Annotated in this window: 14 protein-coding genes; 5 read left to right on the top strand and 9 right to left on the bottom strand. The window is 54.0% G+C overall.

The window, feature by feature from the left end:
• Positions 1–19 precede the first annotated feature (19 nt).
• The 4 genes from KB559_RS12655 to KB559_RS12670 all read right to left on the bottom strand — a co-directional run bounded on the left by KB559_RS12655 (position 20) and on the right by KB559_RS12670 (position 3,696).
• Positions 20–1,099 (bottom strand): DUF58 domain-containing protein, encoded by a 1,080-nt coding sequence (locus tag KB559_RS12655; protein WP_211022301.1) that lies wholly within the window; start codon positions 1,097–1,099, stop codon positions 20–22.
• A 3-nt stretch (positions 1,100–1,102) separates the two neighbouring features.
• Positions 1,103–2,080 carry an AAA family ATPase gene (locus KB559_RS12660; RefSeq protein WP_211022302.1) on the bottom strand — a complete coding sequence of 326 codons (978 nt, stop codon included), beginning with the start codon at positions 2,078–2,080 and terminating at the stop codon, positions 1,103–1,105.
• Between the two features lie 117 nt (positions 2,081–2,197).
• On the bottom strand, positions 2,198–3,301 hold the full coding sequence (locus KB559_RS12665) for a hypothetical protein (RefSeq protein WP_211022303.1): 1,104 nt from the start codon (positions 3,299–3,301) through the stop codon (positions 2,198–2,200).
• Between the two features lie 86 nt (positions 3,302–3,387).
• Entirely contained in the window at positions 3,388–3,696 is a 309-nt protein-coding gene (locus KB559_RS12670; protein ID WP_211022304.1) for a thioredoxin domain-containing protein, read from the bottom strand.
• A 150-nt stretch (positions 3,697–3,846) separates the two neighbouring features.
• Here KB559_RS12670 and KB559_RS12675 point away from each other — a divergent pair, with 150 nt between their 5' ends.
• Positions 3,847–4,797, top strand: coding sequence for a helix-turn-helix transcriptional regulator (locus KB559_RS12675; RefSeq protein ID WP_211022305.1), 951 nt, complete (start codon positions 3,847–3,849; stop codon positions 4,795–4,797).
• 49 nt (positions 4,798–4,846) lie between these two features.
• Here the strand turns inward: KB559_RS12675 and KB559_RS12680 are convergent, their stop codons facing one another.
• Complete coding sequence (locus tag KB559_RS12680; protein WP_211022306.1) at positions 4,847–5,707, bottom strand: AraC family transcriptional regulator; 861 nt, start codon at positions 5,705–5,707, stop codon at positions 4,847–4,849.
• A 131-nt stretch (positions 5,708–5,838) separates the two neighbouring features.
• Between KB559_RS12680 and KB559_RS12685 the strand changes: the two genes are divergently transcribed.
• The 4 genes from KB559_RS12685 (at position 5,839) to KB559_RS12700 (ending at position 9,642) form a co-directional block, all read left to right on the top strand.
• The gene (locus KB559_RS12685) at positions 5,839–6,900 is read left to right on the top strand and encodes a Gfo/Idh/MocA family protein (protein WP_211022307.1); all 1,062 of its coding nucleotides are present in this window, start codon (positions 5,839–5,841) and stop codon (positions 6,898–6,900) included.
• 21 nt (positions 6,901–6,921) lie between these two features.
• Entirely contained in the window at positions 6,922–7,800 is an 879-nt protein-coding gene (locus tag KB559_RS12690; protein ID WP_211022308.1) for a sugar phosphate isomerase/epimerase family protein, read from the top strand.
• Between the two features lie 19 nt (positions 7,801–7,819).
• Positions 7,820–8,680, top strand: a complete 861-nt coding sequence (locus KB559_RS12695) for a sugar phosphate isomerase/epimerase family protein (RefSeq protein WP_211022309.1) — start codon at positions 7,820–7,822, stop codon at positions 8,678–8,680.
• Between the two features lie 92 nt (positions 8,681–8,772).
• Entirely contained in the window at positions 8,773–9,642 is an 870-nt protein-coding gene (locus KB559_RS12700) for a CgeB family protein (protein WP_247681782.1), read from the top strand.
• Positions 9,643–9,714: 72 nt separating this feature from the next.
• Here the strand turns inward: KB559_RS12700 and KB559_RS12705 are convergent, their stop codons facing one another.
• The 4 genes from KB559_RS12705 to KB559_RS12720 all read right to left on the bottom strand — a co-directional run bounded on the left by KB559_RS12705 (position 9,715) and on the right by KB559_RS12720 (position 18,356).
• Positions 9,715–12,459: an alpha-mannosidase gene (locus KB559_RS12705; protein ID WP_211022310.1), complete on the bottom strand. Its 2,745-nt coding sequence runs from the start codon at positions 12,457–12,459 to the stop codon at positions 9,715–9,717.
• Positions 12,460–12,819: 360 nt separating this feature from the next.
• On the bottom strand, positions 12,820–13,812 hold the full coding sequence (locus KB559_RS12710; protein ID WP_211022311.1) for a glycoside hydrolase family 130 protein: 993 nt from the start codon (positions 13,810–13,812) through the stop codon (positions 12,820–12,822).
• A 97-nt stretch (positions 13,813–13,909) separates the two neighbouring features.
• Complete coding sequence (locus KB559_RS12715) at positions 13,910–15,229, bottom strand: glycoside hydrolase family 125 protein (protein ID WP_211022312.1); 1,320 nt, start codon at positions 15,227–15,229, stop codon at positions 13,910–13,912.
• Positions 15,216–18,356 carry an alpha-mannosidase gene (locus tag KB559_RS12720; protein WP_211022313.1) on the bottom strand — a complete coding sequence of 1,047 codons (3,141 nt, stop codon included), beginning with the start codon at positions 18,354–18,356 and terminating at the stop codon, positions 15,216–15,218. Before KB559_RS12720 ends, KB559_RS12715 begins: the two co-directional genes overlap by 14 nt.
• Positions 18,357–18,360: the final 4 nt, after the last annotated feature.

The raw sequence follows: 18,360 nt of genomic DNA on the forward strand, positions 1-18,360 counted from the left end.
TTTCTAGCCGGATTCAAGCTTAAGCTGTCTCCGGTATATCCATCCATTCGATTCCGTTCCCGTTCCGCTCCAGCAATTCAGCCTGGATCAGAAGAGTTTCTCCCTGGTGGCAGGAAATGATTAGAAAATCGGTCTCCCTAGTGTCCGCCTCCAATTCTTCCTCCAACAGACGCGTCATGGAAACGGAGCGGTCCAGCTCGACTCTGGCCAGCGTATCAAGCAGCCATTCCAGCTGCCCCCCGTCGGCCGAGGGCTCGAGCCGGATCGGATCTTTGGAGCCACCCTTCAGCCGCCCATTGCAGAGAAACCCGGTCTCGATGCCGTTTTGCAGCGCATAGCCCGCTACTGAAGCGGCATACCGGATCCCCAGCTCGATTCGCTCCGGATTGAGTATATTCCTCCACATCGTCTCGCTCGACTCCACATTCAGACAGATGACCAGCCGGTGGTCAGCGGTATAATCCCGCTGATGAACCTGCATGACTCCCGTTTTTGCAGTAGCCTTCCAATTGATGCTCTTCAGCGTATCCCCGGACCGATATTCGCGGATGCCCGAGGTCAGGAACGGATCCTCTACAATCCAACGCCGCACGGCCAGATTGCCGAGCCAGCTGTGATTCGGCAACGGCAGTTCCTCTAACGCAAGGATACGGGGGTAAACCAGCAGCTCGAGGTTCAGCTCAAATTTCAAGACTTTAGCCACAATGCCCAGCGGATCGCCTGTAGTCAGCGTGGCCGATTCCAAGCGATACAGGCCTCGCCGCACGCAGGACACCTGATGCCGCCGGGTAATTTGACGGAAAGGGCGAAGATAGAACATGCTGATATGATTTTGATAAATGTCGCCCGCATACACATCCAGATTGTTCTGCCGGCCAAACTTAATTCCGGCGGCCATGCTGGATTCCAGTCGCAGCCAAGGCAGCGGAAGCGGCTTGGCGTTCGAAATAACCTCCACCATTTCCAGGGGGTCTTCCTCAAACACGGCCCTCTGCGTGAAATACCGGGTGTAGCTCACTCCCTTTAGCGCAAACCGTTCATAAATCCAGCCCACTGCAAAGACGATCAAAACCGCGCTGACAAGAAACCATGGAAGCATCTCTCAGTTCACCTGCTTCCCCTTTGCGGCCAGTACTTCCTCCGCCGGCACCTCCACTTCGGAGAGAACCTGGCGGATCACTCCGCTCTCCGGCGATTCCCCGACCTTAATGCCGTGACGCAGCATCAGGCGGTGGGCCAATACGGGGATCGCTACCTCCTTAATATCGTCCGGCGTCACATAATCCCTGCCCCGCACCAGAGCGAAGCCTTGTGATGCGCGAAGCAGAGCTCCGCTGGCCCGCGGGCTTGCTCCCAACCGAACCTCCGGATGCTTGCGGGTGGCTTCGGTAATCCGGATGATATAGCCCAGCAAGTCGTGCGGCACATGAACTTCACTCGCACAGCGCTGGGCGGCAGCGATTTCCTCGCCCGTAGCTACCGCCGCAAGTCCTTCCAGAGGGCTCCGCTCACGGAACCGCTGGAGGATATCCACCCCTTCTTCAAAGCTGGGGTAGCCCATGGAAATACTCATTAAAAACCGGTCAAGCTGAGCTTCCGGTAACGGGAAGGTCCCCTGGTTATCGATGGGATTCTGAGTAGCCATAACAAAAAACGGGGCTTCAAGCTTATGGGTGAGCCCGTCGATCGTTACCTGCCGCTCCTCCATGCATTCGAGTAGGCTGGACTGTGTCCGGGGTGTTGCCCGGTTAATTTCGTCGGCCAGAAGAACATGGGTAAACAGCGGACCCGGCCGGAATTCAAAATCGCCCGCTTTCTGATTATAAAAATTAATCCCGCTCAAATCGGAAGGCAGCAAGTCCGGCGTAAACTGGATCCGCTTGAAGGTTCCGTCCAGCGAACGGGCGAGCGCCTTCGCCAATAACGTCTTGCCGGTCCCGGGAACGTCCTCCAGCAGGACATGTCCATTTCCGAACAGCGAGGCCAGCAACAATTCGATGACCTCAGTCTTTCCTACGACGACCTCCCCGATATTGCGGGAAATTCGCCCGGCTATATCCATTGCATTCTGCATATTCATTCTATGAAGACACCGCCTTTGATAAAGGTATGTATTTCCATCTGTATCTAATTTATCATATCAAAAAGCCCGCCAGGTTTATAGCGGGCTTTTCCGTGATAGATATATCTTATGGATCTATTCTACTGCAGGAATCTTCTGATCTTGCCCGATTTCAGCAAGCAGGGTATCTTCGATCCCGGACAAGACTCCCTCGTCAGCCGCCTCCTGATAGATCTCCTCCAGTCGCTGGACGATCTGCTTGACTTCGGCCAGGAGCGAAATAGAGTGTTTCATGGAAGCTGAGTAACGATCCTTGATGCCGCGTATAGGATCGGCGTATTTCTCGTCCGTCCCCGGAGTAATCGCCAGCTCGTAGACGTCGAGTATGCTGTCCCCGTCTCGGACGGGGAAATGCTCATGCGGGGCCGTGCTATCGAATATACCGAGGCTGAGTTCCGGAAAAATCAGCATATCCAGGCTGTTCGGATCAAACCCGCAATGATAAATTTCCGTGTCGATTCCTTTGTCGGCAGCCAATTCGCCGAGCTTGCGGAACAACGTAGATTTGCCCGAGCCCGGCCGCCCTTTTACAAAAATACGGGTGGTCAGACGGTCGGTCAGATTAGGCACGAAGTCTACCGCGCCGCGCCAGGTTGCCGCGCCAAGGAAGCGGTGCGTCACCCGCGCCTGCTTCTCCTCGCCTTCCGGCCCCAGCAGATAGGAATCGGACCACTCCAGCGCCAGGCGATTCATCGTCTCCCGGTCCAAATTGTCGATATAAAATTTCTCCCATTCATCATGAATCCGAAGAGTTTTCAGGAAGGAGGCATAAGCCTCCTCGTAAAGCTCGGCAATTTCGCGCTCGAAGTTCTGGATTTGTTCCGTAGAAGCAGTCAGCTTTTGCGGCTGAATCGCTTTTTCCAAGTCTACGAACTTCACCTCACTTCCTGCCTGAACCGATTCGCCCGACCATGCGCCACTATCAATCAAGGCGACGGACAGATCTTCAATCACGATCCCCTCCAGACAATCTCCGTCCAGCGGCTGATGAATCAGCTGCAGTCCCCAGCCGCGCCGCGCAAACTCCGAAGCCAGACGTCCCAGTACTTTCGCCGTTCCTCCCGGATATCCCTTAATCACATAAATTGTCCGTACCTCTTGAAATATCGAATCCGTTAGACTGTGCAGCCCAGCCGCCGTATTGCCCCGTGCAAAATAGTGAAGCTCCCGTTCTGACATGCCTCGTAAGACTCCCTTCCCTGAACCCGGTAATGAAATACCTTACACTTTATGCGAATTTCCCGCACTGTGTGTTTGCCTATCTTTCAGGAATTCAGCCAACGGTGCACATCCACCACGGAACCAATCGCATATTCCTTAAGAACAGGAATCCCGTTTTCCGTCACGATCAGGCACGGTACGCTGGATATTTGCCATTCATCACGTAAAACCGGGGCAAAATTGATATTGATCTTCTTCCCGGGAATCTTGGTGCCCGATTCTTCCGCAATCTCCATCATCCTTTCCGCCAACAGGCAGGTCCCGCATAGGGGGGTATAGAACAGCAGCGCCATTTTATCTTCAGCCTTCTCCAGCCGGAGAAGGAGATCACGTTCCATAATTTCTTGCAGCATGAGCCTCACTCCTTCCTCTCTACACGTAACTATATCATAAGAAAAAAAGCTGAAAGTACTCCTCCCGCCCGCTGGACTCGGCTCCCATCGCAAGTCATAATAATGACAATGAATGTCACAATAAAAATAAAGCTGCAGGAGACTTGTAACATGCCAAAATCTAAGCGTCTGATGGAGTTAATGATGACCGTGAACCGAAAACGTAAATTCACGGTTAAAGAGCTGGCCGGCGAATTCGGCGTATCCTCCCGGACGATTCTCAGAGATTTGCAGGAACTGAGCGAACTGGGCGTGCCTCTCTATTCCGAGGTTGGTCCGCACGGCGGATACCAGGTGCTGAACGAGCGGGTGCTCCCTCCGATCGCTTTTACCGAGGAAGAGGCGGTCGCCATCTTTTTCGCCAGCCATGCCCTCCGTCATTATTCCTTCCTCCCTTTTGAAACGGAGAGTTCCTCGGCCCTCAGCAAATTTTATAATTATATGTCCGGCGATATCCGCGACCGCATCGACGAGATGAAGAACCGGGTGGACTTCGTAAGCCCGCAAAGACAATCTGCGTTCCCGCATTTAGGCATCCTGCTGGATGGAGCCGTGCGGCAGCGCGTGATCCGTATCGAATACGAATCCAGAGAAGAAAATCTCTGCCGGGATATTCAGCCGGTGGGCATTTATGCCAGCGGCGGTCTTTGGTATTGCCCGGCTTACTGCTTCCGGCGCAAGGATTTCCGGCTATTCCGGTGCGACCGTATCCTTTCCGCGGCGCTCCTTCCGGAGGCAGAGCCGCTGGACCACCGCGATGTCAATCTGAGCAATTGGAAAACCAGGATCCGCTCCAAACGGCACGGTGCCGATTGTTATGTGGAACTGAGCAAAATGGGGGTTGAATTGTGTGAGCCCGAGTTGTCCCGCCGAGTGCCTATGCATGTTCGGGAGGACGGTTCCGGTTATCTGGAAGGATCCCTTCCGCTCGAAGATATCCCTTTTCTGGCGAGGTTCTTTATCGGACTGGGCCGGGAGGCCACGGTAAAGCAGCCGCCCGAGCTGTTGGATGAAATCAAGAGGGGACTGGCCGAATTGACGGAGAAATATAACCGGGAGTGAACCACAGAAACAGGGCCAAGAATAGTTCTGGATAAGTTCAGGCCCCTCCTCAAGTGCCAACCCGGCTGCGGTAGTCTCTGGGAGATACGCCGGTGATTCTTTTGAACACGCGGGAGAAGTAAAACATATCTTTGTAGCCAAGCATCTCGCTGATTTCCTTGACGCTCATTTCCGTGTTGAGCAATATATTTTTTGCTTCTGCTGCTTTGAGCCGGTGAATAAATTCATTCAGGGGATATCCCGAATACTCATGTATCACTCTCCTGAGTGTCGATACGGAAATATGATGTCTGGCGGCAATATCAACCGCATCCAACGGCAGATATAGCGATCGGCCGATATCTTCAATCACCTGTAGCACGAATCCGCCCCGATTGCCCGCCTCCGCTTTATCTTCCCAGGACACCAGCTCATACAACAGCGATTCCAGCTGCAGGGCGGCCCGGTCCAAATTGCTGGGGACGCCGCTGTCGATCAGCATGAACATCAACTCCATTTTGTGCAGCAGCGTATCGTCGACCGAGACTCTTTTCACCTGATCCGGAGACAGCAGCCAGTCCCTCAACCATTCTCCGACCCGTTCGCCTTCCACCGTGAAATAATATTCGTCCCAGTATCCGCCTGCGTCAGGCCCATAATTGAATTCCGTACCGGGAAAAAGGCAGAACCAACTTCCGGCCTCCACGCGCTGCCTCTCGCCCCGGTTTACTTGGTAATAGCCCGCGCCGCCCGTAATCACTACAAACGCCCATTGCTGAAAAACGGCACTCGCACGCTGCAGCGTTCTGCCCGGCAAATGGCCTGCTCCCACGACGGAGATCGACTTGATCTTCAGCCGGGTCGCCTCGACGGCCGGATTGAACACCCGTATAGGATGGGGGCTGATCATATAGTCCATAAACTTTGTCATCCTGCACATTCTCCCCTTATATCAACTATGTTAGATTATTGGTGAATGATTAAATAAAACATATTCGTGCGTTGAAGCCGGTATTATTGTAGCAAATCCGCACGGGTAATGAAAGGGTGTAAGCGATTACAATGGGCGAATTGAAAGTAGGCCTGATCGGTAACGGCTCCATCTCGGAATGTCATCTTCAAGCGTATGCGTTAAACCCTAAAGTTGAGTTAGTCGCAATTTGTGATCTTCAGGAGGATCGGGCCCGGGAAAGTGCCCGTAAGTACAATATCCCTCACATCTATACCGATTACCGGGAGCTGCTCGCCAACCCGGATGTTCAAGCCGTCAGCATTTGCACATGGAATAACAGCCATGCCGAAATCAGTGTCGCGGCTCTTCGAGCGGGCAAGAACGTGCTCTGTGAAAAACCGCTATGCAAAACCGTGGACGAAGCGCTAGAGGTGGAACGCGCCGTGCGCGAAACCGGTAAGCTGCTCCAGGTGGGCTATGTCCGTCGTCACGCCTCCAACATTGCGGTATTGAAGAAATTCATCGATGCCGGTGAACTCGGTGACATTTACTTTGCCAAAGCCAGCCTGATCCGGCGCCTCGGCAATCCGGGCGGCTGGTTCGCGGACAAGGAGCGCTCGGGCGGCGGCCCGTTGATCGATATCGGCGTTCACGTCATCGACCTGTGCTGGTACCTCATGGGCAAACCGAAGGTGAAATCCGTGAGCGGGAATACGTACAACAAGCTCGGTAACCGTTCGCATATCGAAAACTATGATTTCTATAAAGCGGCTGATTACGATGCCTCTCTCAATACGGTCGAGGATATGGCCAATGCGCTGATCCGGTTTGAGAACGGCGCCTCGCTGATGGTTGACGTCAGCTTTTCGCTCCATGCCAAAGACAACTCGGCGATGGTCAATATCTACGGCGACAAGGGCGGCGCGGAAATTGAGCCGGTGCTCTCGATTGTAACGGAGCGCCATAACACGATCATCAATATCGATCCGCAGATCAGCACGCCGGGGTTTGATTTCCAAGGAAGCTTCAATACGGAAATTAATCACTTCGTTGACAGCTGCCTGGGTCTGCATGAGACCAACTGTCCGGTGGAAGACGGCGTGGAAATGATCAAAATATTAAATGCTATCTACCAATCGGCCTCGGAAGGCCGGGAAATTGAAATCAATTAATTTAAAGGAGGCGGACCAAGGGTGAAACTGAACAATAAAATCGGAGTTATCGTTGACAGTTTCGGTCTGGGCGTTAGAGAGGGATTGCTCAAAGCCAAAGAGGTCGGAGCCGACGGCGTGCAAATTTATGCCGTATCTGGCGAAATGGACCCGGAAGTACTGACCGGAAGCAAACGCAAGGAATTGCGCAGCTATATTGAAGGCCTGGGCCTGGAAATTTCCGCGCTCTGCGGCGATTTGGCCGGACATGGATTCCAGGACGCGGAAGCGAATCCGGCAAAAATTGAGAAATCAAAACGGATCCTCGATCTGGCCGTCGAGCTTGGCACGAATATCGTTACGACGCATATCGGCATCGTGCCGGACAATGCGGATGGCCGTATTTATGAGGCGATGCAGCAGGCTTGTGAGGAGCTCGGTGTGTACGCCAAGAGCATGAACGCCTACTTTGCCATTGAGACCGGACCCGAGCCGGCGGCACATTTGAAGGAGTTCCTGGATACGCTCAGCACGAACGGCGTTTCCGTCAATTTCGATCCGGCCAATATGGTCATGGTGACGGGTGATGATCCGGTACAAGGCGTCAAAACGCTGCGGGACTACATCGTCCACACGCATGTCAAAGACGGCAAGCGTCTGCGTCCGGTCGATCCGAAGGACGTATACGGTTTTCTTGGCTACAGCGCGATGGATCACCAGAAAATCGCCGAAATGGCCGCCTCTGGCGCAGCCTTTGAAGAGGTTCCGCTCGGTGAGGGCAAAGTCGACTTCCCGGCTTATTTTGCGGCGCTCCAGGAAATCGGTTATACCGGCTACCTGACGATCGAGCGTGAAGTAGGCACCAACCCTGCGGAGGATATTGCCAAAGCGGTGTCCTTCATCCAATCTTATCGAGGTTAAATTAGGGAGATGACCAATCATGAAGTTAGGAATTAGTTCTTACAGCTTGTTCCAGGCTATGCATCAAGGCCGCATGAATATCAGTGAGGTGATCGATTGGACCGCAGATATCGGGGCCAGCCATATTGAAATCGTGCCGAAGCTCGGATTCGACTTTGACAACGACCCGGGGCTTGAGGAACAAATTATAAATAAAACCAAAGCAGCCGGCATCGAAATTTCGAATTACGCGATCGGAGCCAACTTTATCACGGATACGGATGAAGCCTATGAGGCGGAAATTGCCAGAGTGATCAGCGAGGTGGATCGGGTCCACCGTTTGGGCGCGAAACTGATGCGGCATGACGTCGCATCCCGCCAAGATATCTCCATCCAGCGGTTTAACGAGGACCTGGACAAAATCGCGGCAGCCTGCCGTCGGATTGCCGATCACGCAGCGCAATACGGAATTACGACAAGTGTGGAGAATCACGGCTACTATGTCCAAGCCAGCGATCGCGTTCAGGCGCTCCTTCATGCCGTAGATCGTCCGAATTTCAAAACAACGCTGGATGTCGGTAACTTCGTGTGCGTGGACGAGAATCCGGTTACTGCCGTAAAGAGCAATTTGAAATACGCCTCGATCGTGCATATCAAAGACTTCTACATCCGTCCGTCCTACCGCAATCCCGGGGAGGGCTGGTTCAAGAGCACCGGAGGCAACTTCTTGCGCGGAGCGATCGCCGGTCATGGCGATATCGATCTGTGGGAAATTCTTCGGGCTATCAAGAGTTCCGGCTTTGACGGATATTTCTCGATCGAATATGAAGGCATGGAAGACTGTCTGACCGGCACGAAAATCGCCTTTGATAATGTGAAACGAATTTGGGACGAAGTATAGCCTGACTCCGCTCCTTGCTCAAACCTCCTCTCCCTCTATTACATAATTTGCTATATACGCAAATTTTGAAACTAAGGGGGAGATGAGGAACTTTGAAAGCTGCTAAACAAACGCCCCTTTTGATGTGTTACGGAAAGACGCCCTATACGCCCGGAAGTTATTTGGAACGGGCTTTAAGGAATATAGGCACTCCCGTAGACACGGTTGAAAAGGAAGTGGATTTTGCAAAAATAGATCTTGGCAAATACAAAGCTATACTCTTTGTGGAGAGTCCTGCCCGACCACCCGTTGTCGTAGCGAATCGCAATCTCGTCAAAATTCCCGTCATCCATTGGATTCACCATGGGGAAAACCGCCTGGACACTAATCTGGAATTGGTCGCTGCATACCGCCCTGATCTCCTGTTGATGTCCCATTCTCTACATCTGGCGCCCCTGTTCTCGACATCCGTTAAATTTTTTCCGTTCGGGGCAGATCCTCATATTTTCCGCTCCGATATTCCTTTACCTGATCGGACCGTCGATATTGCGTTTGCGGGCTCGCACACCTCCATCTATGCTGAACGTGATGCCAATCTCCGGTCTATGGAAACGTCCCTCAGTCAAAGAAACTGTTCGTTTCGCAAGCGTCCTTATTTGGAAAAGCTAAGCGAATTGTATGGAAACTCCAAAATCGTGTTCAACCAGACAGCCGATCATATCAAGACTTTTAACATGCGGATCTTCGAGGGTATGGGTTGCGGCGCTCTGGTCCTCACGGACGATACTCCCGAGCAGTCCCGCTTGTTCCAGGACGGGAAGCATTATATTATTTTCAACTCGACAGAAGATTTACTGGAAAAGGCGCAATATTATCTGGAGCATTTGGATGAAGCCGCCAAAATCGCGGCAGCCGGGCACAAGCACGTATTGAAAGCCCATACGTACGAACATCGGGCGCGTCAATTGCTGGAACTGTTCTAACTAAAAAGGTACAGTCCCCTCATAAACTGAGGAGCTGTACCTTTTTTTGTGCCATTTCTGTTAATAACCAATTTATCTGTGAATCCCGATCGTTACGATTTCGCAAGGTCCTACCAGCAGTGAAAGCCCTCCGGCCGTGTTGCCGGACAAAGGCTGCGCAGGCTCCTCCAATATAGTCGTCTTATATAAATACTCCGACTTCATATCAGGACTGAAGGTCAGTTCAGCATCGCTATTGCTCATATTGTACCAGCGAAGCAACAGATCTCCCGTCTCCTCGTTCATTTTGAGCGACGAGAAGGCAAGCTCCTCCCCCTCCCAACGCAACGGCGTGTAGAGCGGAGCGATTGGTCCGGTATGCACGCCTGTCTGGCAAACCGTCCATGGAATCTGGAACTGGTAGGCCTCGGTATATGCATTGAACGCTCCGCTGCCTTCATGGCCATAAGGAATCAGTTCCAGGCGGAAGGTATGCTCACCGAGACATTGCGCCTCCGGCGTCGGGAACAAGCCCCAGTCACCCAACTCGCCGACGGAACGGAGCAGGGTTACGGCGATCGTATTGCGGCCGTCCCGCAGCACTTCGTATTCATTCAAGCCCAGGTTGGCTACAGCAAGACCGGTCTGGCCGTCGCTAATCTCCACAAAGGCTTGCTGATGCTGGGTATTGCTTGGGTTTACCCATTCTGGTGCCGGTTCGTTGTCTCTCACGGCGATTTCGAACATGGAATCGACCTTATGCTTGGCCGCCATGAGATCGGTCGGGAACAGAACGCGAATCCGATGGTCCTTCGCCCGGTTATCAAGGCTGCTTTCGATATGCAGCCCTTTGCCGCCTTTCTCCAATGAGAGAACGGTAGTGATCTCCAATGGAACGAGGCGCTTGCTGCGCTGTGCCTTGCGCTCCGGATAATAAACGAGCGCCCGTTGCTCCGCATCCAGCGTATCGTCCGCGGAAGCGGGAATTTCCCAATGGTGGCGGATCTCGATGGACGCGCGGTACGGCGTATCCTCCAGCACGCGGATTTGCGCGGCTAACCCCTTCGTGGTCAGCGCTTGCTCGCCTTCCGGTTGACGGTACATATATTCGTTGCCGATATCCCCGGTATCCTCGTAAACGCCGAGGTCCCGGTAGGTGCGGCCCGATTTTTTATCGATCAGCGCAAAGGAGCCGTCCTCCGCAATCTCAATCTTAATCGCGGTATTCTCCATAACGTGGTGGCCGGTCAGCAGTGACCCCGCGTTCTGAGGAATGGAACCGGACGCTGCCTCCTCCCGGCGGACCCATGCGTAAGTACGGAGTCCGAGTGCCGGAACGTCTTCCGCCTGGAACGTGATCCGGACCCGGCGGCACATGTAAGGCTGGCGGAACTTGTCGTCCGGCAAATCGTATCCGAACAGGAGTCCCAAGTCTTCCACGGTGCAAGCGACCTTATTTCCGGCTTCATCAACCAGGACGCGGCCGGACAAATCGGCCTCCTTCATCCGGCGGGCGGTTTCCTCCAGGGCAAAGCCTTCCCGCAAATACAAGCGGGCCGCATCCAACTCCACCGATATCACGCCGGTACGAGCCCAGCCGGTCGTATTCATCGCGACCAAAGGAAGCGGATCTTCGCCATATGCGGTGAAACCCGAAGTATCGATCGACTCGGCGATTACCTGCTTGCTGTCGTCGATGACGGACTCGGCAACGTGGCGGCTTTTGGCGAAGCGAGTGACCATTTCGCGATGCACTTCATCCACGCTGCAGCCGCAGATGCTGTCGTGCGGATGGTTCTGCATCAGCGTTTTCCAGGCATAAGTAAACAGGTGATGCGGGTATTCCTTGCCCAGCAGATGCGCAAAAGAGGCCAGCGGTTCGGCTACTTTTTCAAGCAAGGCCTGACCTTCCTGGTTCATTTGCTTCAGATACACCCGGGCCGACGCCGTATTGACGAGCGTCCCCCAGCCGTCCGTGCGCTGACTGCGCAGTTCGCCCTTCACGGAAGACAAATCCCGGTCCAGCGCCCCTTCCAGCGACTGCAAATACTGCGGCAGGCTGGAGTGGACAAACTCCGTGTCCGGGTACAACCGGGATGCCGTTTCGATCGCCTCCGGCAGATCGAGCTGGATCGGCTGATGGTCGCAACCGTTCATGAACAGCAATTCCCCGGTAGAAGCGTATTTCTCCGCATCCGCCAGCTTACGGTCCCAGAACGCCTTGGCTTCCTCGTCATCAGTCGGTACCTCGTTGCCGTTTGAGTACCAGTTAGCGAATAGAATGCCGAGCACCTTCGAGCCATCGGGGCCTTCCCAAATGAGCTCCGAGAAAGAAGACTCATACCCGCCGTCGGATACCGTATTGTTGAAGCCTGTCGGCTTTACGCCGCGCCCGAAAAAGGCGTTCTTGATCCCGGACAGCTGCATTAACTGCGGCGTTTGCCCGACAAGTCCGAACGTATCGGGGAAATATCCGATCTTGGCCGGCTCCCCGTAACGTTTGGCGTCCTGATGACCGATCTGCATGTTGCGCACATTCGCTTCGCCGCTCGTCAGGAAAGCATCCTGCAAAATATACCACGGTCCGATCAAAATACGGCCTTCCCGGATATGGGCTTCCAGCCGTTCCTTATTCTCGGGACGGACTTGGAGATAGTCCTCCAAGATGATCGTCTGCCCGTCCAGATAGAAGCTCTTGAACTCTCCGCCCTGGTCCAGTTTGTCCAGAAGCGCGTCTACTAGCGCCACGAGCCGGACATGGTGCTTCTCGTAAGGCAGGTACCATTCTCTGTCCCAGTGCGTGTGGGAAATGATATGCGCCGTTCTTTTCTTGTCCATGCGTTGATTCCCCGCTTTCTTCTCTATTTGAATCGTAAATTATATTTATAAGTCAGGTCATTCCTCACTAATTTATCGTATCGGCCCGGTTTCATATAGGAGCGAAACTAAAGATATAGATAGAAAAATTAAAGATGACTCGCAATCGGGTCAGTCACGCCCTATCCACCTGGACCGGAAGCGGCCCGAGGAATAAAGAACCGCCACCCTCGCTTCAAGCGAAGCAGGATAGCGGCTCTCCTGTTTCGAAAAGGCCCGTCGTCAATCTACTATTTACTTCCGTAAACGCTGGCTTTTCCGTTCTAGTTTATTACTTGTTTCGTCCTACGCTAATGTTTGTGCTTGTGCTTATGCAAATGCTTATGCTTCCAAAGGATACTTTTCCATGTAAGCCAGCAATTCATCCACGGTCGTGAAAGCGAGTCCCGTCACTGTATCGGCGCAGCCGTAATAGATCGCAATGCGGCCGGTGTCGGCATCGGTCAATGCGGCGCACGGGAAGGTTACGTTCGGCACGTCTCCTACGCACTCGTACAGCGTTTCCGGGCCGAGAATGTAGTTGCGGGAACGGGCAAGCACTTTCCAAGGCTCATTGATGTCCAGAAGCGCGCAGCCCATGCGGTAAACGAATCCGTTGCAGGTATTGATAACGCCGTGGTAAATCAGCAGCCAGCCTTTGTCGGTTTCGATCGGAACCGGTCCGGGACCAATTTTTTTGGATTGCCATGCAGACTCGTCTCCGCCGATCGTACCCATCACATAGCGGTGTTTCCCCCAGAACGTGAGGTCCGGGCTTACGCTGTAGAAAATATCTCCGAACGGCGTGTGGCCCGTATCGCTCGGACGGCTGACCATAGCATAGTAATCTCCGATTTTGCGCGGGAACAGTACTCCGTTGCGGTTATACGGCAAAAAAGCATTTTCCAGCTGATGGAACGTTTTGAAATCGGTCGTATACGCAATGCCGATCGTCGGACCGTGATAGCCGTTGCACCAAGTGATGTAGTAGCGGTCTCCAATCTTGCATACCCGCGGATCATAGCGGTATTCCCGTTTAATAATTTCTTCGTCGCCTTCGAATTGAATCGGATCGTGATTGATGTTCCAATTCACACCGTCGTCACTGAATCCGGCGAAAATATCCATGCTCACCGATCTCGAGTCGCAGCGGAATACGCCGGCAAACCCGCCTTCAAAAGGCACGACTGCGGAGTTGAATACGCTATTGGAATTCGGGATCGCGTGACGTTCGATGATCGGGTTTGCGGAATAACGCCAAACCGGCGCATTCAAGCCTTCCGGCTTCTCCTGCCAAGGAATATTTTTCAGAGATTCGCCAATAATTTTGCTCATGATCAGGTCTCCTTTTTATAGAAAGGTTATTTATCAAGCTCAAATTCGGGTTCTGGTCAGGTGATGGCCGGTAAAAGCCTATAGCAAACCTGCTTGCTTACAAAATGCCTTCCTGCATGGCCCGGTACACGAGCTGCGAGAACAGGCTGTTCGACCAGGCGAACCACTTGCGTGTAAAAGTGTGCGGATCGTCGGCATGGAAGCCCTCATGCATGTAGCCGGTATCCGCGTCCGTCGCCTCCAGCATCGCGATCATCTCCAGCTTCTCTTCCTTGGTCTGCGCCGTGATGCCCTGCATCGACAAGGCCATATGCCAGATGTAATCCTTCGGCGTATGCGGGCTGCCGATACCCTTGGCGGCTTTTCCCTCGAAGTAGAACGGATTCTCCTTGCTGAGCGCAAAACGCCGCGTATTTTGATATATTTCATCGTCCGCTGTCACATAGCCGAGATACGGAATGGACATCAGACCCGGCGTACCCGCGTCGTCCATCAGGCAGTAGTTGCCGAAGCCGTCGGTTTCGTAGGCGTAAATCGGCCCGAATTCAGGATGGCGGTAGATACCGTACAGCTTGATCCCGTGATCGACCTCGAACTCCAATTCCTTCAATTCAGCCAGGAAATCCATATCGCGGAACACCCACTCTGCAAATTCCTGCATTTGGCGCAGTGCCACCACAGCGAACATATTGCCCGGAATGTTGTAGTGGAAATCGCAAGCGTCGTCGCTGGAGCGGAAGCCCGACCAGATCATTCCCGTGTAATTAACCGGCATGCCGAGACCGCCGTTGCGCAGTGAATCTTCAGGAATTCCGTTGTTCCGGGAGAAACGGTACGGCGATTGTTCAAAATGATGCTGCTCGGTTTTGAACACGTCGTAGATCCGCCGCATCGCCGCTTTGAAGCCGGCATCAAAAATGTCGGTCCGCTCGGTTTCCTTCCAGTACTTATAGGCCAACCGGACGACGAAGCACAGCGAGTCGATTTCGAACTTGCGCTCCCATACCCATGGGGACATTTCCGTCACATCCGTCGTATTCCAGTGCCAGTCATTCGCCGTTTCGTTAAACGCATTGGCGTAAGGATCGATATGAATGTACTGGATATGGCGCTTGATGAGGCCACCGATAATCCGCTGCAAATCGGCATCTTCCTTGGCCAGCGGCACGTAGTGAATCACCTGCTCTACCGAGTCTCGCAACCAGGAAGCCGGAATATCGCCGGTAATGACAAAAGTCGTTCCGTCCTCCATCAGCTTGGTTGTCGTTTCCAGCGTATTCGGAAAACAGTTCTTGAATAATTGCAGCAGCTTGGGACGATGGGCGAGCTTCACTTCGGCGTCGGCAATCACGTCTTGAACGGCTTGCGGAAGCTCCAGCTTCGGCATCGGTATTTTCGGTAGTCTAAATTGTTCCATGGGCTATCGACTCCTTATTTATCTTCAGTGTTTTGATCTCATACGGGGCAAACTCCAGCTTGATCGGCCCCGCCGCGGCGCTCAGCGGCTCAACCTCCCGCTCCAATGCGTCGGACAGGAATACCCCGCCGTGAGGCTGATTCCAGTTCAACTCCACGCGTTCGCGCCCGCCGGACGATTCATAGAAGCGGAGAATCACGCCGCTGCCGTCTTCGGCCGGTTTGACCGTATCGAGTACGACATGCTCGCCCGCAAAGCCGATCAGCGAGTGCACCGGAGGCAACGATCCTGCACGGGTCTCGGCGGCAATGACCGCCGGATCCAGATTCAGTTCCGCCGCAGCGCGTACCGTATGCGCCGATTGCCAATCCCCGTTATGCGGATACAGCGAATACGTAAATTCATGATCGCCCAAATCGGCGGTGACGTCCGGCCATTTCGGCGCGCGCAGCAAGGACAGGCGAATCGTGCTGCCTTGCACGTCGTAGCCATACTTGCAGTCATTCAGCAGGCTGACGCCATAACCGCGTTCGGATACATCGACGAAGCGATGTCCGCAGACTTCGTATTGCGCCTGCTCCCAGCTCGTATTCCGGTGCGTAACCCGTTCCAAAGCGCCGAACGGAATTTCGTAGGTCGCTTTATCCGTGATTACATCGATCGGAAAGCCAACCTTGAGCAGCTTGTGAGCTTCGTTCCAGCTTACCTTGGTCTTAAAATCAATCCGCCGGTCGTGATAATACAGGATCAAATCCTGCGTGATCTCCGATTGCCCGATGCTCCAGCGGAACCGAAGCACATCCTGCACGGCTCCGGCCGCTACCACGCTGCTTTCCAGCAGTTTCGCCTGACCGGCCGGCTGTTGCTCGTAGCGGCTGTCGATATCCCAGGCATCCCACAGCGTCGGCCGGTCATGGAAGAAATGGAACCGGTTCGCGGCTTCGCCCGATTGGACAATTTCCCGGCCGGCTTCTTTATCCCAAAGGCTGACGATTTCGCCGCGCTCATTGAATTTTAATCGGTAATACTCCGTTTCCCACTCGCTTGGGAATGTTTTCTCCAGGGCAGACGATCCCGGCATCAGTTCCTGTTTAGCTTTGCTCCGCAGCCAAATCGTCTTGTAGCCGAAGGCCGGAATTCCGGGTACGTAAACCCGGACCGCGTTATCTTCGCCTTGGATTCCAGAAGCGCCATCCAGGATCAGTTGTCCGCCGTTCTCGTCATATGCACTAAGGGTGCCGTCAAGCCCGTGGTCGCGGATGGAAATCGCCGCATCCCGGGACCAGCCCAGGCTGTTAAAGACGATATAAGGCTTACCCTCACCTGCCGTCGCCACCTCTCCGGCCAGAGACTCCAGCCCCTGCGACAACCCGGCGTTACCTTTGCCGAAAATTTCTCTATATTCCTTTTCCGATGTCTCATAGGTTTCGGTGATCGCCGACCCCGGAATAATGTCATGGAACTGATTCAGTAAAATCAGCTTCCAGCCTTCATTCAAGTCATTCCGGATTGCGTCAGCACGCTCTTCCCGCATAATCGGAGCCGCCAGCGTATTCCACACCTCAGCCTCGCGATACAATATTTCCGCTTTGCGGTTGTTTCGCTTGTTGCGGCCATGCGTCGTGTAGGTGCCGCGGTGCAGCTCCAGATACAGATCACCGTGCCAGGCCGGAAGCTCCGGCTGCGCCGCATCAATTCCGGCAAAAAACTCGGCCGCGGTGCTATACTCGCTGGCAGGCTGTCCGACCATAAGCTCGGCCCGGTCATTATATTCCAGCATCTCGCGGGTTACGCCTCCGCCTCCGTCGCCGTGGCCGTACAGCAGCATCTGTTCCGGGTGCGCTGCTTTCTCCCGGTAAGATTGCCAATGATCGTGAATATCTTTAGGGAGCGTATTTTCGTTGACTCCATGATTCAAATAGGACAGCATCGGCGTTCCGTCAATCCCGACCCAGTGAAACAGATCGTACGGGAACACGTTCGTGTCGTTCCAGCCCAGCTTGGTCGTCATGAAGTAACGCACGCCGCCATGACGTAAAATCTGAGGCAGTGAAGCGCAGTAGCCGAACGTATCGGGCAGCCATTCAATCTCCGACGTCATGCCGAACTCCTCTTGATAAAAAGTCTGTCCGTACAGCATTTGCCGCATCAGCGATTCCCCGCTAGGCAAATTCAAATCCGGTTCAACCCACATGCCGCCGACGAGTTCCCAGCGGCCTTCTTTGATGCGCTGCTTCACCCGTTCGTACAGCTCGGGGTCGTTCTCCTTCAAATAGGCGAACAACTGCGGCTGGCTCTGCGTATAGCGATACTCCGGATACTCGGTCATCAGGGCGTCGACGGTCGAGAATGTCCGGCTCGCCTTGCGCACCGTTTCCCTCGCCGGCCACAGCCAAGCGATATCGATATGGGATTGGCCGACCATATGGATCAAGCCTTCGGCAGATCCTCCTATGCTCTTCACCCGTTCCCGGAGCCGCTGCTCCAGTTCCGTGATAGCCTGGCCTTCAGCAATCGCCGCAAGATCCAAGGGAACGAATTCGTCCATCGCGGCATGCAGCGCCTCGATCAGGCGAGTGCGCCGGAAATCCTGTTCCGGCAGCAGCACGGCCGAGTCGCGGATTACGGTTGCCGTGTACATTAAGCTTTGCACCGGGCGATTGACCAGGACCAGCCTGCTGTCGATCGATGTAATCGGCGGCTGAATCACCGCTTGACGGTTCAGAGGATCCACCGGTTCGGGAATCGGATCGAACAGTTCGATCTCCAGCTCCAGCGGATGATCTCCCGACCCGGCAGGCAAGGTTACGAATGTATGATTCCGGTCCAGGCCCTGGTACGATTTCCCGTTGATGCGCAGCAATCCTTCGCCACCGGAAGCAAATACGAGCCCGGTATGGCCGCCTTGCCACGATTCCGGAACCTCAAGCGTCATCCGGAAGAAATAAGTTGTCCCTTGCGTGCCAGGGAACCGCTCAAAATGCTGTCCCTCCGGATATTTCCTTTCCTCGGTATACTGCCCGGGAAGCCGATATTCGGAGGTCGTGATTTCCCACTCCCTCAGTTCGGATTGCTCCAGCCACTGCACATCGGCCAGTTCCCGGATAAACCGTTTAATCCGTTCCATAGCT

The sequence above is a fragment of the Paenibacillus sp. Marseille-P2973 genome (assembly GCF_018101095.1).
Lineage (GTDB): Bacteria > Bacillota > Bacilli > Paenibacillales > Paenibacillaceae > Fontibacillus > Fontibacillus vini.

What these genes read in the sequence shown, in the direction of transcription:
- KB559_RS12655 (WP_211022301.1), bottom strand. Translation starts at nt 1,099, where the DNA reads ATGCTTCCATGGTTTCTTGTCAGCGCGGTTTTGATCGTCTTTGCAGTG.
- KB559_RS12660 (WP_211022302.1), bottom strand. Translation starts at nt 2,080, where the DNA reads ATGAATATGCAGAATGCAATGGATATAGCCGGGCGAATTTCCCGCAAT.
- KB559_RS12665 (WP_211022303.1), bottom strand. Translation starts at nt 3,301, where the DNA reads ATGTCAGAACGGGAGCTTCACTATTTTGCACGGGGCAATACGGCGGCT.
- KB559_RS12670 (WP_211022304.1), bottom strand. Translation starts at nt 3,696, where the DNA reads ATGCTGCAAGAAATTATGGAACGTGATCTCCTTCTCCGGCTGGAGAAG.
- KB559_RS12675 (WP_211022305.1), top strand. Translation starts at nt 3,847, where the DNA reads ATGCCAAAATCTAAGCGTCTGATGGAGTTAATGATGACCGTGAACCGA.
- KB559_RS12680 (WP_211022306.1), bottom strand. Translation starts at nt 5,707, where the DNA reads ATGACAAAGTTTATGGACTATATGATCAGCCCCCATCCTATACGGGTG.
- KB559_RS12685 (WP_211022307.1), top strand. Translation starts at nt 5,839, where the DNA reads ATGGGCGAATTGAAAGTAGGCCTGATCGGTAACGGCTCCATCTCGGAA.
- KB559_RS12695 (WP_211022309.1), top strand. Translation starts at nt 7,820, where the DNA reads ATGAAGTTAGGAATTAGTTCTTACAGCTTGTTCCAGGCTATGCATCAA.
- KB559_RS12705 (WP_211022310.1), bottom strand. Translation starts at nt 12,459, where the DNA reads ATGGACAAGAAAAGAACGGCGCATATCATTTCCCACACGCACTGGGAC.
- KB559_RS12710 (WP_211022311.1), bottom strand. Translation starts at nt 13,812, where the DNA reads ATGAGCAAAATTATTGGCGAATCTCTGAAAAATATTCCTTGGCAGGAG.
- KB559_RS12715 (WP_211022312.1), bottom strand. Translation starts at nt 15,229, where the DNA reads ATGGAACAATTTAGACTACCGAAAATACCGATGCCGAAGCTGGAGCTT.
- KB559_RS12720 (WP_211022313.1), bottom strand. Translation starts at nt 18,356, where the DNA reads ATGGAACGGATTAAACGGTTTATCCGGGAACTGGCCGATGTGCAGTGG.